Source organism: Pseudomonas sp. V88_4 (genome assembly GCF_029967985.1).
GTDB lineage: Bacteria > Pseudomonadota > Gammaproteobacteria > Pseudomonadales > Pseudomonadaceae > Aquipseudomonas > Aquipseudomonas glycinae.
Genome location: NZ_JASCAF010000008.1, coordinates 1 through 12446 on the forward strand (window position 1 = coordinate 1; position 12446 = coordinate 12446).

At 57.3% G+C, this 12446-nt stretch carries 13 protein-coding genes and 1 tRNA gene; 5 read left to right on the plus strand and 9 right to left on the minus strand.

Annotated features, from left to right (window positions below; genetic code table 11):
* Positions 1–168 precede the first annotated feature (168 nt).
* The 3 genes from QLG12_RS06535 to QLG12_RS06545 all read right to left on the minus strand — a co-directional run bounded on the left by QLG12_RS06535 (position 169) and on the right by QLG12_RS06545 (position 1782).
* Positions 169–669 carry a DUF3916 domain-containing protein gene (locus QLG12_RS06535; RefSeq protein WP_282474165.1) on the minus strand — a complete coding sequence of 167 codons (501 nt, stop codon included), beginning with the start codon at positions 667–669 and terminating at the stop codon, positions 169–171.
* 134 nt (positions 670–803) lie between these two features.
* Positions 804–1259: a GNAT family acetyltransferase gene (locus QLG12_RS06540; RefSeq protein WP_282474166.1), complete on the minus strand. Its 456-nt coding sequence runs from the start codon at positions 1257–1259 to the stop codon at positions 804–806.
* A gap of 160 nt (positions 1260–1419) precedes the next feature.
* Positions 1420–1782, minus strand: coding sequence for a hypothetical protein (locus QLG12_RS06545; protein ID WP_282474167.1), 363 nt, complete (start codon positions 1780–1782; stop codon positions 1420–1422).
* A 571-nt stretch (positions 1783–2353) separates the two neighbouring features.
* Between QLG12_RS06545 and QLG12_RS06550 the strand changes: the two genes are divergently transcribed.
* Positions 2354–3568 (plus strand): aldose 1-epimerase family protein, encoded by a 1215-nt coding sequence (locus QLG12_RS06550; protein WP_007958156.1) that lies wholly within the window; start codon positions 2354–2356, stop codon positions 3566–3568.
* Positions 3569–3895: 327 nt separating this feature from the next.
* Complete coding sequence (gabP, locus tag QLG12_RS06555; RefSeq protein ID WP_282474168.1) at positions 3896–5302, plus strand: GABA permease; 1407 nt, start codon at positions 3896–3898, stop codon at positions 5300–5302.
* Between the two features lie 159 nt (positions 5303–5461).
* Here gabP and QLG12_RS06560 read toward each other — a convergent pair whose 3' ends face one another.
* From QLG12_RS06560 to QLG12_RS06570, 3 genes are all read right to left on the minus strand, one after another.
* On the minus strand, positions 5462–5866 hold the full coding sequence (locus QLG12_RS06560) for a hypothetical protein (protein ID WP_197870718.1): 405 nt from the start codon (positions 5864–5866) through the stop codon (positions 5462–5464).
* Positions 5867–5881: 15 nt separating this feature from the next.
* Positions 5882–6388, minus strand: coding sequence for a peptide-methionine (S)-S-oxide reductase MsrA (gene msrA, locus QLG12_RS06565; RefSeq protein WP_064381985.1), 507 nt, complete (start codon positions 6386–6388; stop codon positions 5882–5884).
* 121 nt (positions 6389–6509) lie between these two features.
* Entirely contained in the window at positions 6510–8111 is a 1602-nt protein-coding gene (locus tag QLG12_RS06570) for a sensor domain-containing diguanylate cyclase (RefSeq protein ID WP_197870714.1), read from the minus strand.
* A 220-nt stretch (positions 8112–8331) separates the two neighbouring features.
* Here QLG12_RS06570 and ycaC point away from each other — a divergent pair, with 220 nt between their 5' ends.
* Complete coding sequence (ycaC, locus tag QLG12_RS06575) at positions 8332–8964, plus strand: isochorismate family cysteine hydrolase YcaC (RefSeq protein ID WP_007958138.1); 633 nt, start codon at positions 8332–8334, stop codon at positions 8962–8964.
* A gap of 77 nt (positions 8965–9041) precedes the next feature.
* Here ycaC and QLG12_RS06580 read toward each other — a convergent pair whose 3' ends face one another.
* From QLG12_RS06580 to QLG12_RS06590, 3 genes are all read right to left on the minus strand, one after another.
* On the minus strand, positions 9042–9779 hold the full coding sequence (locus QLG12_RS06580) for a Fic family protein (protein WP_282474169.1): 738 nt from the start codon (positions 9777–9779) through the stop codon (positions 9042–9044).
* Complete coding sequence (locus tag QLG12_RS06585; protein ID WP_236194742.1) at positions 9776–10039, minus strand: hypothetical protein; 264 nt, start codon at positions 10037–10039, stop codon at positions 9776–9778. Before QLG12_RS06585 ends, QLG12_RS06580 begins: the two co-directional genes overlap by 4 nt.
* A gap of 215 nt (positions 10040–10254) precedes the next feature.
* Complete coding sequence (locus QLG12_RS06590; protein WP_282474170.1) at positions 10255–11244, minus strand: zinc-dependent alcohol dehydrogenase family protein; 990 nt, start codon at positions 11242–11244, stop codon at positions 10255–10257.
* A 126-nt stretch (positions 11245–11370) separates the two neighbouring features.
* On the opposite strand from QLG12_RS06590, the gene QLG12_RS06595 reads away from it, so the two are divergent.
* Positions 11371–12252 (plus strand): LysR family transcriptional regulator, encoded by an 882-nt coding sequence (locus QLG12_RS06595; RefSeq protein ID WP_085604866.1) that lies wholly within the window; start codon positions 11371–11373, stop codon positions 12250–12252.
* A gap of 107 nt (positions 12253–12359) precedes the next feature.
* Positions 12360–12434 (plus strand) — tRNA-Arg (locus QLG12_RS06600).
* Positions 12435–12446 lie beyond the last annotated feature (12 nt).

Consider the following 12446-nt stretch of genomic DNA (forward strand, 5'->3'; position numbering starts at 1 on the left):
GTGTCCTTGGTTTTCTGGTGTGTGTTCGCAACTATCACCGTAGACCAAGGCCAGCCCTTCTTCATTTTTTGCTTTCAGCTCAATCGGTTAGCTACTAAGTAAGTGCCATTCGGGACTGATTTATTTGTCTGGAATAAAACAGGCCCTTTTGTTAGCTCTAGCCTTTGATCAAGCACGCTCCCCGATACACCACCACTGAACTTCGACTTCATCATCGTCCTGGGTTACATCATGCCCATGCTCAATGAATTGCTCGGGCACATCCAAGGCAAGCTTGTCGCTCAAGAGTATCGGAGCCAGCGAGTTCTGCTGCCCCAGAAAACTCAAGTAGTACTCACGGTCATAGAACACAGTCACTTCACTCTGGTGTAACCAGGGCCAGGTCAATAAGCAGGCGACGCGGTAGTAGCCTTGGCTGCGATCCGCCGCGCGGGAAAGGTGGGCTGCTGCTTCGAGCAATTGCTGAACACAGAAGGCCTGCACCTCAATACGTGCCTGCGGACCTTGAACGAGGGTATTGATTACCGGGATTTTCCAGTTTGAGTAGCGCTCGTGCTCATCGAAGCGAGGATGGAACTCGCCACTGAAAGTCGAGGCCCAGTATTCCAATGCACGGAGATGGCGGGGGATGTTTCGGAGTTTTTTGTTACTGAGGCGCAATCTTCGCAAGGGCATGTCCTTATGGGGTGTGATGACGCTAACGGCTAGAGCAAAAATTGGGGACGAGAAAAATGGCCACTGCTCACGCCTGCGTCAGCGCCATTCTCTCCCGGAACTTAAGTCAAGGCGACTTGACCGGGCGTTTACCGATAGGACTTATCTTCAGGCACCACTATATTCGACTCGATCTTCTTCCCCATGCTGATGCGAGGTTCGGTCGAGTAGCCCAGCGATTCATAAAAGGCTTTGACACTTTCATTTGAGCTGACGATCTGCAGATTGATTTTCATGCAGCCTCGCGCCGTCAGAGCCCCCTCTGCATGACGGACCAGGCTCATCCCTATGCCTTTTCTGCGGTGCGACGGGTGCACCGCCACCGAGTACAACCATCCACGATGGCCGTCGTATCCGGCGAGAACGGTGCCAACAACTTCATTTCCTGACAGGGCAACAAAGAAAAGGCCATCCGCTGCGGCCAGTTTTTTGTCGATGGCGAGGCTGGGAGTGTTGTGCGCGGTTTCGTAGCCGAAAACGGTTTCCCAGAGTTCCACAACGCAACGGCGATGGTGTTCGTTTGAGTAGTCGGCAATAGCGTCCATGTTGTAGCCCTCACATTGAAGGGGCTGACGCTAGCGCCTTGGCGTGGGTAATGTCCACTGTCTCTTTTTCGCCAATAGCTGCCATTTACCATGGCAGCTATTGGCAACGCTCATTCCCTCTGTCGATGCGTACTATCCGGACGCTATAGAGGGCAGGGGTTTAGTTCTTAACCTCAACATGATCCAGCGCCTGATTCACCGCCAACTCACTCAACATCACCAACTGCGCAATCCCGATCGCAGTCTTGCGATGAGCCGGTTCCAGCGTGGCAGCAAAGTTATTAAGCATTTCACTCGCAGAGCCCAATGATTCGCTGGCGTTGGCCAAGAGGGATTCGGTGTTATAGGCCGGATTGGCCAGGTACATGGGGTCGTGTTTGTGGTGGCTACCCATGATCCGTTGCTGCGGTGTGAGGTAGTGATCGAGCGCGCGTTCGGCCGCTTCGTTGAGCGTTCGGGAATCGGGGAATTTGTAGGGAGAAACCGGATCGGTTTCCGGTGGGTTCGGTGTTGGCTTGAACATAGATGTAACTCCAGGGTGAGAAAGTGGAGCCATCAGCCTCGCTACCAAACGAGGGTGGTGGCCATACGGAGGTTGGTAGACCGGTCACCTGGATACCCGGCGCGTCCGAAGACGCCCTACGCATGGCCACCATAAAACGAGGACGAAAGAGTCCCTGCAATCTGGTGTTGCGATGCGACAGGTAATCCGGGCTACCAAACCCGATCACTGTTTTTCAGTGACCCGGAAACGATAAAACCCGCACCCCAGACGCACAAGCCGGCGGATTCTGGCGTAGTCGTAGGCAATGACGCAAGACGCTGTAGCCGTGGTGAAGTAATGCCGGGCGTTTCTAAACACCATTCATAAAACGCTTAAACACATCGCTCTCGCCATGTCGAATCAGACGTCCATGCCGCTCCTGAATACAAGCGGACTCCAGCCTACGGAATAACGCGATCACATCGATTTCAATTTTGCTGTCCGTACCCATTCTTTCTCGGCCCCTACCAGCGCCGCGTCGCTTTTTAAGCTTGATGAAACGTTTCAGCAGGTTTATAAAAACGGCACAACTCCAAGAAAGGCTGCTCCCATGACCCCGCTCAAACTCGTTGTTGCCCTCAGCGCACTGTCCGCTGCTTCCCACGCCATGGCCTGGGATTACGTTCTGCTCGACACCGACAAGGCCGCTCAGAACTGGCAGATCACCAGCCAGCAACTCGGCGTGAAAACCGACAAACCCTTCAGCGTCAGCCTGCGCACCTTGCATGGTGGTCGGCAGGAGGGCGTCAGCATTGTCGACATCGATAACGGCACGATGAAACTCTCGGTGGTGCCGACGCGGGGAATGAACGTCTTGCAGGCCTCGGTCGGCAATGTGCGCATGGGCTGGGATTCGCCGGTCAAGGAGGTGGTCAATCCGTCCTTCATCGAGCTCAATGGCCGCGGTGGTCTGGGCTGGCTGGAGGGTTTCAATGAGCTGGTGACCCGCTGCGGATACGAATGGGTCGGCCATCCCGGCGTCGACAACGGCGAACTGCTGACCCTGCACGGCCGGGCCGCCAACATTCCTGCAAACAAAGTCACCCTGCACATCGATGAAACGCCACCGTACGCCATCACCCTGCGCGGTGAACTGAAAGAGCAGGCGTTCAAGAAAGTCGACTTCTCCGTCGCCACTGAACTGGTCACCGAGCCCGGCAGCGTAGTGTTCGCCCTTAACGACACCCTGACCAACAACGGTGACTATCCGAAGGAATATCAGGCGCTGTACCACAGCAACTTCAGCACCCCGTTCCTGGAGCAGGGCGCTCGTTTCGCCGCGCCGGTGAAACAGGTTTCGCCGTTCAACGACAAAGCCAAGGGCGATTTGGCTGAATGGCAAACCTACCGCGCACCGACCAAGGACTACGACGAAACGGTTTACAACGTCGTGCCCTATGCCGATGCCAAGGGCGATACGTTGACCGTGTTGCATAACAAGGCCGGCAGCCTGGGTGTTTCGGTTGGCTTCAATACGCAGACATTGCCGGTGTTTTCTCTGTGGAAGAACACCGATACCCAAGGTCAGGGTTATGTCACCGGGCTGGAGCCGGGGACGAGTTTTTCCTACAACCGCCGTTATCAGCGGCCCCTGAACCTGGTACCCACCATCGGGCCGAAGGAACACAAACAGTTCCGCATCAGCTACAGCTTGTTGGCGGATAAGGCGGCGGTGGACAAGGCCTTGAAGCAGGTGAGCGACATTCAGGGCGGGCGGGAGACCGAGGTGCGGCAAACGCCGTTGGTTGATCTGACCAAGGGCTGACACCGGCCAAAAATGGGGGACTGATTTATTTTTCCTGAATAAATCAGCCCCCCCTTTTTATTCTGTGAAGGCGATCTCGAACGGGCCCGAATGCCATTCACCATGTCGAAATCAGACGCCCCCATGCCGCTCCCAGGCTATTTGCGATCAACGCCGGGCACGTAAGGTGACGCATCATTTCATCGCCCTGCGTCGTTGTCCGACCGCGTTGTAACGCTGCAGCGCTTGAGGTGCGCCGCTCTGGAGCAGGGCAACAGGAAGAAATGATGATCGCCTGACACGTCGTCAGTACGCCCAAACGTCGATCACCAGAGAACAACAAAAACAATGAATAGCTTGAACTCGAAGGACTCGAACGGTCAGTTGGCGCAGGGCTTCAAGCCGCGTCATGTCACCATGCTTTCCATTGCCGGCATCATCGGTGCGGGGCTGTTTGTCGGCTCCGGCCACGCCATTGCCGCCGCTGGCCCGGCCGTCTTGCTCGCTTATCTCTTCTCCGGTCTGCTGGTCGTGCTGGTCATGCGCATGCTCGGTGAAATGGCCGTGGCCCACCCGGACACGGGATCGTTTTCCACCTATGCCGATCAGGCCATCGGTCGCTGGGCGGGGTTCACCATCGGTTGGTTGTATTGGTGGTTCTGGGTGCTGGTGATTCCGATTGAAGCGTTGGCCGCCGGGCATGTGTTGAATCAGTGGTTTCCTCAGGTCGATGCGTGGTTGTTCGCGTTGCTGTCGATCATTTTGCTGGTGGTGACCAACCTGTTCAGCGTGTCCAAGTACGGCGAGTTCGAGTTCTGGTTCGCGATGGCCAAGGTGGTGGCGATCATCGGGTTCATCGGTCTGGGTTTTGCGGTGTTGATGGGCTGGATTCCGGAGCGTGAGGCCAGCGGGTTGAGCCGGTTGATGGAAGAGCACGGCGGTTTTGCGCCCAATGGCTTGTCGGCGGTTGTCGGGGCCTTCATCACGATCATGTTCAGTTTTATCGGGACCGAAGCGGTGACCATCGCGGCCGCCGAATCGAGCAACCCGGCGCAGAACATCGCCAAGGCGACGCGCTCGGTAATCTGGCGCATCGGCGTGTTTTATCTGCTGTCGATTTTCGTGGTGATTTCCGTGGTGCCCTGGAACGATCCACTGCTGGCGTCCGTCGGCTCATATCAGCGGGCTCTGGAGCTGATGAACATTCCCAACGCCAAATTCCTGGTCGATGTGGTCGTGCTGATCGCGGTGGCCAGTTGCATGAATTCCTCGATCTACATTTCCTCGCGGATGCTGTTCTCGCTGGGCCGTCGCGGCGATGCTCCGAAACCGCTGAAAGTGACCTCTGCTGCGGGCGTGCCGAGGGCGGCGGTGATCGCCAGCACCGTGATCGGTGCCGGGGTGACGCTGTTCAGCTATTTCATGCCGGCCGGGTTGTTCCAGTTTCTACTCGCCAGCTCCGGCGCGATTGCGTTGCTGGTGTATCTGGTGATCGCGGTTTCGCAATTGCGCATGCGCCGGATGTTGCGCCGGCAGAACATAGAACTAACGTTTCGCATGTGGCTGTTTCCATGGCTGACCTGGCTGGTGATTGCGTTCATCTGCGCCGCGCTCGCGGTGATGATGGTGACGCCCGAGCATCGTCTGGAAGTGACGTCGACCATTGGGCTGGCGCTGGCGATTTCCTTTATCGGGCTGGTGACCACACGGCAGCATGGGCAGGCGAGGGCGGCGGTTGCGGCGGGCAAGGCCTAGGTGTGTCGCAGGCGTGAACTGTGGGACTATCGCCGGCATGCCTGACATACGACCGGAGCTCCAAAACGCAGACCAACCGCCGCGCTCAATCTCAGGATGTCGAGTGCATCAGCGCACTCGTCACTGAGGCCTACACGCCCTACAGTCTTGGTTGTTTCTCTACTGTTTTGGCACTCGTTTCATTGCTTCCAAAAGCTGCCCATCAAAATATTCGGTGTCATCACGTTCATCTGCGACTATGCGCCGTTTCGCCTCAATGAGCATGTGCTCGAAAGCAACATCCTGATTCAGAAAAGTCGCGACCATCAGATCACTCAACTGCTCGATGGGTGTATCCCAGGCCTCTCTGCAGCGCTGCGTGAGCCCTGTCGGGGCATCTCCTGACCAAGGGCCTAAAAGTTTTGCGACGGTCAGCTTCGAGGTCATAGGGTCTTGCTCATAAGGAAATATGAAGGGAGCGCCATTTCCAATGGCTAGAACAAACTGAGGGATTGTTGATGCTCGTACCTCAGGTACGAGGAAGAAAGGGATCAGGCACAACGCGACAAACAACGCGTTGCGCACCGACCCCGCTGCACCTCAACCGCGTTTCGGCAGCTTCCAGTTCGGGCGAATGAAGTGGCAGGTGTAGCCATTCGGAATGCGCTCGAGGTAATCCTGATGCTCCGGTTCCGCCTCCCAGAACGGTCCCGCCGGTTCGATTTCGGTGACCACACGACCTGGCCACAGGCCCGATGCGTCGACATCGGCCGCAGTGTCTTCGGCGATATCGCGTTGCTGCTCGTTCAGGTAATAGATCGCCGAACGATAACTCGGACCGAGGTCGTTGCCTTGGCGGTTGGGGGTGCTGGGGTCGTGGATCTGGAAGAAGAACTCGAGGATCTGCCGGTAGCTGATCACGGTGGGGTCAAAGACGATTTCGATGGCCTCGGCGTGGTTGCCATGATTGCGGTAGGTGGCGTTCGGCACATCGCCGCCGGTGTAACCGACCCGCGTCTGCAGCACGCCGGGGTAGCGGCGCAACAGATCCTGCATGCCCCAGAAGCAGCCGCCGGCGAGAATCGCAGTTTCGGTTTGAGTGGTCATGGCATGTCCTTCCTCTCGAATGGGTCGCAGATGTTCCTTGATATGAGGGAGTGTGGGCTGATTCCAAGGTTGATTCGGTAAATAAATCGTGAAGCGTGGAGTTGGCTGGTGGTCATTGCACTCAGCGATCCATGCGCGGCATTGCCGCAATCGGCTGGATTTGCCGGGAAGCCTGCGCCGAACACCAGCGATTCCGGCCTTGTTGTTTGGCCTGATACAAACAGGTATCGGCTGACTTGAGCAAACTGGCCGGGGTCACCGTCTCGTCTACCGGATAGCGGGTGGTGATCCCGGCACTCGCGGTGACATACCCCAGCGGGTGCGCGGCATGTTCAATCTCCAGCGAACGAATGGTCTGCAGAATGTCTTCAGCCACCTGAATCGCCCCGGCGCTGTCGGTGTTGGGCAGCAGCACGGTGAATTCCTCGCCGCCGTAGCGCACGGCCAGATCCGAGGGCCGCTTGACCGCTTTGCGGATACCGTCGCCGACCGCGATCAGGCAATCATCGCCGGCAGCGTGGCCGTATTGGTCGTTGTAGCGCTTGAAGTAGTCGACATCGAGCATGATCAACGACAGCGGCGAACCCTGACGGCGTGCCAGACGAATCTCATCCGTCAGCGCCGCGTCCAGGCGTCGGCGGTTGCCCAGGCCGGTGAGGCTGTCGGTCAGCGCCATGTCGCGCATCGTTTTGTGCGCGGAACGGATCTCCCGCTCCATTGCCATCCGCTGACGCAACTGGCTCAGCACGATGAGCCCGAAACAGGCCAGCACCAGAATCAGGAACACCAGCACGAAACCGTTTTTCAGCAGATCCTGGCGCCACGGCGTAATGATGGAGTCACGGGACAAACCGGCCTCGACCACCAGCGGGTAGGTAGTCAGGGCGCGATAGCCGTAAAGGCGTTCGGTGTCGTCGACCACCGCCCTGATCTGGACAATGCCCTGGTTGGCGTTGGGCAGGTAGGTCTTGAAGATCTCGCTGTTCGCCAGGCTTTTGCCGACCACCGAGGCAATGAACGGCCGGCGCACAAGGATCGTGCCGTCGCGCATTGCCAGCACCAGCGCGCCTTTGTCATCGATGCGGAAGTCACCGTAATAGTCGACGAAATAACTGACCTTGACCGTCCCCAGCAACACGCCGGCGAACGAGCCGTCCGGGTTATTCAAACGCCGTGAGATCGGAATGATCAGGTCATGGGTGGAACGGCTTTCCACCACCTGACCGATGCGCACGCCTCGGTCTTCATGGGTGCGGTGGTACTGGAAATAATCGCGGTCGGCGTTGTTGGCCGTCTCGGGCGTGACCTCCTTGTCGGTCACGATCCAATGGCCGTCCGGGCCGTAGATGAACAGGCCGTGCAGCTGCGGCATGATTTTCGATTGCTGAATGAGCAGTTTGTGAATCCGCGCCACATCGAGGTTCTGCAGCCCATCGCCTTCGACACGCTCGGCCAGCCCGGCAGTCAACACATCGACCTGGCGAATGGTGTCCTCGGCGTGTTGCGCCGTGGCGCGGGCGAGGTTGGTCACCGAATCGCGCGCGGAAGCAAAGACCGAACGATAGTCGCGCCACGTCCGCCAGCTCTCGACCGCCAGAAAGGCCACAACCACCATCAGCATGAAACTGACGGTCAGCCGAAAGGTCGAGCCGGCGTTCACGCCTTGGCGGGGTGCGCGCGGTGCTTGATCGGGAGTGGGCGCTTGCGTGTTGCGTCCGGGCATCAACATTTCCCTGGAGGTCGTTCTGAGCGGGTGAGCATTATGACAAGGATAGGCGCGAAGGTCGGGCTGGCTGTGTGAACTGGCTGGCAGTTTGAGTTGATTGTCCGCTTTGGGTTGACGGTGAAACGCTTTTCAGACGATTTATCGCTTTAAGGCGAGTCAGTAATCTGTGCCCATCTTGAACGCAAACGCACTTCCACAACTAAAAAGGGATTCACACATGAGCACTCCAACCTACAACCGCCTGAACAAAGACGACGCCGTAGTTCTGCTGGTCGACCACCAGACCGGTCTGATTTCTCTGGTTCAGGACTTCTCGCCAAACGAGTTCAAGAACAACGTACTGGCGCTGGCCGATCTGGCCAAGTTCTTCGAATTGCCGACCATCCTCACCACCAGTTTCGAACAAGGCCCGAACGGCCCGCTGGTGCCGGAACTCAAGGAAATGTTCCCGGACGCGCCATACATCGCCCGCCCAGGCCAGATCAACGCCTGGGACAACGAAGACTTCGTCAAGGCGATCAAGGCCACCGGCCGCAAGCAGATCATCATTGCCGGCGTCGTGACCGACGTGTGCGTAGCGTTCCCGACCCTGTCGGCGCTGGCGGAAGGGTTTGACGTGTTCGTGGTGACCGACGCTTCCGGCACCTTCAACACCACCGTGCAACAAGCCGCGTGGAATCGCATGACCCAGGCCGGCGCACAGATGATGAACTGGTTCTCGGTGGCCTGCGAACTGCACCGCGACTGGCGCAACGACATCGAAGGCCTGGGCAACCTGCTGTCCCAGCGCATCCCGAACTACCGCAACTTGATGAACGGCTATGCCGCACTGACGGCGCATCAGAAATAACCGGATGCCGGATAGACGAAAGCCTGCTTTGAAAAAAACAGGCTTTCTTTTTTATCGCGTTATTCCGGGCGCGTCCGTCATTCGATTGGCTGAGCTCTATAGGTTTTATAGAGCTGCTGAACCTCTGGGTCGTCAAGGCTCCCATACGTAATGCCTTCCTTGTCCAGACCATCCAATCCTTTTATGCCGCCGATCATTTCCGGCCATTCGTCACGGCTGGAGATGTCGGTGACGAAAGGTAACAGGTAGGTGTCGAGATGCCCTTTGAATGGATCTTGAATTTCATTGCTGAGTGCGCGGAGATATTCGTCCTTGTTGGTTTTTGACCAATCGATGGCAAATCTCGTCCGATAGCACAGTTCCATGTACACAAGCAGTATTGTGCGGCCATTGCCATCCAGAAACGGGTGAGCAGAGGCGAGCTGCCCCATCACTTCCCCTGGACGATCTCTGAAGCGTTTCTTGTTTGCTGCAAGTTCAAGAGCGTACTCGACGGACCTTTTAATGAGGTCGGGACGTTCAAAGACGGTGTGGTGAGGATCTTCTTTCGATCCCTTGAAAACAGCGAGGTGGGGTACCAGTTCGTTCCTGTCTTTTCCCGCCCAGGGATAAAAACCTGAGAACAGGATTTCATGTGTCTTAAGAACGGATTTGAAATCGATGGTTTTTTTCTTGGCCAGATAGGCCAGAGCGTCTTCGATACTCGCTTCGAAGGCGAGATGCTCGGATTCTTTTACTTCAGTGGGGTCTTTGAGCTTGAGCGAGTTTTGAAGATAGCCCGCTGTTTCGAAATCGCCGAAAGGGTCAAATATCATGCACTAAGCTTCTTTTTCGAACGCCTTTTTTCCTCAAGGTAGCGTCCTTGAAACGACATGATTTCGGATTTGTTCAGCACACCTTTCTTTTTGAGATTGACGAGCAACTGCTCAACGCCGTCCAGCTCAACTACATCTCCTGCCAGACGAGTGATGGTAACCGCCATGCAGCTCATGCTGTCACGGTCTGCGGTAACATGATGCGCCTTGGCAAGCCGACGAACCTCGGTTGCGACACTGTCAGTGGCTGGTTTAGTCATTTTTAAAGCCCTTGTTCACTTGCTTTGAGCATAGCATGACGCCGGTTCCGCAGATTTTCCAGCCGGCGCATTCCGAACTGCCACAGTCTGATGAACGGCTACGCAAGCTCGCAGCCAACCAAAAACTAATGCTTTCTAATAGACGAAAGCCTGCTTTGGAAAAAGCAGGCTTTCGTCGTTTCTACCGCAAACAGAAGAGCAGGGGATTCATCACCTCAAACCGTGACGACAATCTTCCCGACCTGCTGATTGGCCTCAAGAAAGCGATGCGCCTCCTGAATGTCATCCAGGGCGAATGTCCTGGCAATGATCGGGTTCAGCGCACCCGATGCCAGCCCGTCGCCGATGAACGTTTTGGCGCGTGCCAGGATGGCCGGATCGGAGACGATCTCCGTATAGAGGTAACCCTTGAGCGTCAGGCATTTGCCGAGCACGGTGAACAGCGGGAACGGCGTCGGTTCCGGGCTCAGGGCGCCGTACTCCAGCAGGATGCCGCCGCGCGCCATGCTTTGGGTCAGCGGTTCGAACGACGGGCCGCCCACCGGATCGAACACCACCCGCGCGCCTTTGCCGTCGGTCAGCGCCATGACGGCTGCAACCATGTCTTCTTCATCGCTGACGATCACATGCGCGGCGCCGGCGTCGAGCAAGGCCTGTTTCTTGGCACGGGTGCGGGTGACGGCAATCGAGGTGGCACCGACCATTTTGGCGATTTGGAAAGCTGCCAGGCCGACGCTGCTGGAGGCGGCGGTGACGATCACGAAATCGTCCTTTTGCAATTTGGCCTGTTCGACCAGCGCACCCCACGCGGTGACGTATTGCATCCAGGATGCTGCCGCTTGTTCAAACGACAGGTTCTGCGGGTGCTTGACGGTGAGGTGGGCGGGCACGTTGGCCAGCTCGCCGTAAGTGCCCCAGCGCGCGATGTCCAGCGGCGGAATCAGGCTGACGGCATCACCGATCTTGAACTCGCTGGCGTTGGCGCCAACTGCGACCACCACGCCGGCAGCTTCGTAGCCGAGACGACTGGGAAACTCCGCTTCCTGCAGATAGGCGTGGTTGCGGAACATCACTTCGGCGCGATTCAGGCCAAAGGCTTTGACCTCGATCTGCACTTCGTCCGCAGCGGGCGCCGGGACGTCGACGTTTTCCAGTTTCAGGACGCTCGCGTCACCGTATTCATGAATCCTGACAATGCGTGCCATGTGTACTTCCTCGGTTATCGATGAAATTGCACCGGCGTTGTCCGGTGCCATGGACGCCAATTTAGGCTTTGGCCTGCTGCGGATAAAGGCCTAAGATGGCGCAACACTAGAAACAACGAGTTTCCAATGGATCGCCTCACACTCATGGCCACCTTCGTCAAAGCGGTGGAGCTGGGTTCCTTCAGCGCGGTGGCGGACGAACTCAACCTGTCCCCGCAAATGGTCGGCAAGCAAGTTAAAATGCTCGAGCAGCATCTGGGCGTTTCGCTGCTCAACCGCACCACTCGCAAGCAGAGCCTCACGGATTTCGGCCGCACGTTCTATCAGCGGGCGAAGCTGATTCTGGCCGATATGGATGCCGCCGAAGAAATGGCCGCCGTGACCCGGGGCGTGCCCAGCGGTCGGTTGCGGATCAATGCGCCCGTCACGTTCGGCGTCAGTTCGCTGTCGCCGAAGCTGCTGGAGTACATGGTTCGCTATCCGCAAGTGTCGGTGGACCTGACGCTATCGAACGAACTGGTCGACCTGGTGGACGGCGGATACGACGCGGTGTTCCGCATCGGCGAACTCGCCGACTGTGGCCTGAAGGCACTGCCGCTGATGCCCTATCAAATGGTGCTGTGCGCAGCGCCGTCCTACCTCGCACGCCGCCCACCCATCACCACGCCTTGGGATCTCCAGGAACATGAATGCCTGGCATTCGCCTATTCGGACGGCCGCTCACACCTGCGATTCGAAGGCCCGGAAGGCTGTATCGACGTACCGATTAAAAGCCGATTGACGATTAATCAGGGCGATCCGTTGCTGTCCGGAGCAGTGGCGGGGCTGGGGGTGGTGATGTTGCCGCTGGAACTGGTCAAGGATTCGCTGCGAAGCGGGACGCTGGTGAGTCTGCTGCCGCAGTACAAGGTGCCGGTTTCGCCGATGAATCTGTTGTATGCGCCGGATCCGAGGCTGACGCCGAAGTTAAGGAGTTTTATTGATTTTGTGCGCGTAGCGTTTGGATAAGAGCTGCATTGAGTGATGAAGGCTTAACGATCAGAGATTTGTCGCAACAAAATCCCTGAATCCGAGCTTCACATACTTTCGCGACTCATCGACAATGCGCGCTCTGTTCCGGGGTAGTTCAGCGGTAGAACACTCGGCTCCTAACCGGGTGGGCGCTGGTTCGAATCCAGCCCCCGGACCCACTACATAGTAGG

Bases quoted from the DNA above. Each gene is read 5' to 3' on its own strand.
- QLG12_RS06590 (WP_282474170.1), bottom strand. From the start codon at position 11,244: ATGGCACGCATTGTCAGGATTCATGAATACGGTGACGCGAGCGTCCTG.
- QLG12_RS06585 (WP_236194742.1), bottom strand. From the start codon at position 10,039: ATGACTAAACCAGCCACTGACAGTGTCGCAACCGAGGTTCGTCGGCTT.
- ycaC (WP_007958138.1), top strand. From the start codon at position 8,332: ATGAGCACTCCAACCTACAACCGCCTGAACAAAGACGACGCCGTAGTT.
- QLG12_RS06595 (WP_085604866.1), top strand. From the start codon at position 11,371: ATGGATCGCCTCACACTCATGGCCACCTTCGTCAAAGCGGTGGAGCTG.
- QLG12_RS06540 (WP_282474166.1), bottom strand. From the start codon at position 1,259: ATGGACGCTATTGCCGACTACTCAAACGAACACCATCGCCGTTGCGTT.
- QLG12_RS06550 (WP_007958156.1), top strand. From the start codon at position 2,354: ATGACCCCGCTCAAACTCGTTGTTGCCCTCAGCGCACTGTCCGCTGCT.
- msrA (WP_064381985.1), bottom strand. From the start codon at position 6,388: ATGACCACTCAAACCGAAACTGCGATTCTCGCCGGCGGCTGCTTCTGG.
- QLG12_RS06580 (WP_282474169.1), bottom strand. From the start codon at position 9,779: ATGATATTTGACCCTTTCGGCGATTTCGAAACAGCGGGCTATCTTCAA.
- QLG12_RS06545 (WP_282474167.1), bottom strand. From the start codon at position 1,782: ATGTTCAAGCCAACACCGAACCCACCGGAAACCGATCCGGTTTCTCCC.
- gabP (WP_282474168.1), top strand. From the start codon at position 3,896: ATGAATAGCTTGAACTCGAAGGACTCGAACGGTCAGTTGGCGCAGGGC.
- QLG12_RS06570 (WP_197870714.1), bottom strand. From the start codon at position 8,111: ATGCCCGGACGCAACACGCAAGCGCCCACTCCCGATCAAGCACCGCGC.